Source organism: Streptomyces sp. NPDC031274 (assembly GCF_055570235.1).
Map to the genome: position 1 here is coordinate 1 of NZ_JBVIHP010000326.1, position 1,219 is coordinate 1,219.

Sequence of the window (1,219 nt, forward strand, 5' to 3'; positions counted from 1 at the left end):
GAGCCTCCGGGCGGGGGGCTGTGGTGCCCATGGTGGTGCTCCTTCGGGTGTGGGAAGGACGCGGGGGGAGGTCCCCCCGCCCGGGGTGGTGCGGGGATTTGTGGTCAGGCGGCCGCAGTGGTGCGGCGCTTGGTGGTGCGCTTCGCTGGCGTGGAGCGGCGGGCCGTGCTCTTCGGCTTTGCCTTGGGCTTCGAGGCCGGGCTGGCCGTCGTGTCAGTGCTGTCCTCGGCCGGGGGCTGGACGGCGGGCGGGATCAACGCGCCGCCCGCGCGCAGGCGCGGCCGGGGGCCGTCGAAGCCGGGCAGCAGCACGGTGCGGATCGCTGTGAGGATCTCCTCAAGCGGCGACGCCGTGAAGCGGACGCCGGTGCTGTACCGCACACCCTTGGGCAGCCGGGTGCTCTCACCAGTCGAACCCTCGGTGTCGGCCGACTGCTCGGGTGCGGGGCCGCCGATGGCGAAGGTCTGCACTGCCCGGCCCTGCCACAGGTGACGGATGCCGATGGCACGGCCGTCGGGGTGGACGAGGCGGATCGACCTGTCCGCGAACCCTGCCGGGCTGTCGTCCGTGTCTTCGCTCCATCCGTCGCCGAGGGCCTCGGAGAGGGGCTTGCCCAGCAGGTAGAGGTCGACCTCGCTGAGGACGACCGGCTCCGCAAGAGCGGTGTCGGACTCGGAACCGGCGAGGTCTGCGGCATCGGACTCGATGGTGCTGCTCAAGGGGTTCTCCTGCTCCAAGAGGTGCGTGAATACAGGGCGTTGAGAGCCGCCAGGTGGATTCAGCGGGTGGCGTGGATGACGGTGGCGGTGCGGATGGTGCGCACCGCGTCCTCGGTCAGGTCTGTGAGCTCGTCTCGCCGGTCGAAGCCCGCGAAGAGCACGGGGCCTTGTATGTCGGCGATCAGGCTCTGGTCGAGGAGGAAGTGCAGGGTGATGGCCGCGTACAGGTTCGGCGGCTGGCCGTCACGGATCTCGGCCGCGAAGGCGACGGTGTTCGAGCCATCCGGGCCGCGCACGTAGCGCAGGACCTCGGCGTCGCTACCGAGCACCTGCTGGACTTGCCTGCGCTGGGCGGCGTCGGTGGTGCTCAGGTGCAGGTCGGTGATCGTGCCGTCGGTGGCGACGAGCAGGGCGTGAACGGTGGCGTCGGTCATGTCGGCTTTCTGTCCGTGATCGGCGGGGTGTTTCCCCCTCAACTTCTAAGTTAATTCTACTAGGTA

2 protein-coding genes are annotated in these 1,219 nt (G+C 69.7%); both read right to left on the reverse strand.

Annotated features, from left to right (window positions below):
* Nucleotides 1-104 precede the first annotated feature (104 nt).
* The gene (locus tag ACZ5CR_RS46075; protein ID WP_468869929.1) at nt 105-719 is read right to left on the reverse strand and encodes a hypothetical protein; all 615 of its coding nucleotides are present in this window, start codon (nt 717-719) and stop codon (nt 105-107) included.
* 59 nt (nt 720-778) lie between these two features.
* Nucleotides 779-1,153 carry a hypothetical protein gene (locus tag ACZ5CR_RS46080; RefSeq protein ID WP_468869932.1) on the reverse strand — a complete coding sequence of 125 codons (375 nt, stop codon included), beginning with the start codon at nt 1,151-1,153 and terminating at the stop codon, nt 779-781.
* Nucleotides 1,154-1,219 lie beyond the last annotated feature (66 nt).

Excerpts from the sequence above, each read along its gene's own strand:
- ACZ5CR_RS46080 (WP_468869932.1), bottom strand. The coding sequence starts at position 1,153 with ATGACCGACGCCACCGTTCACGCCCTGCTCGTCGCCACCGACGGCACG.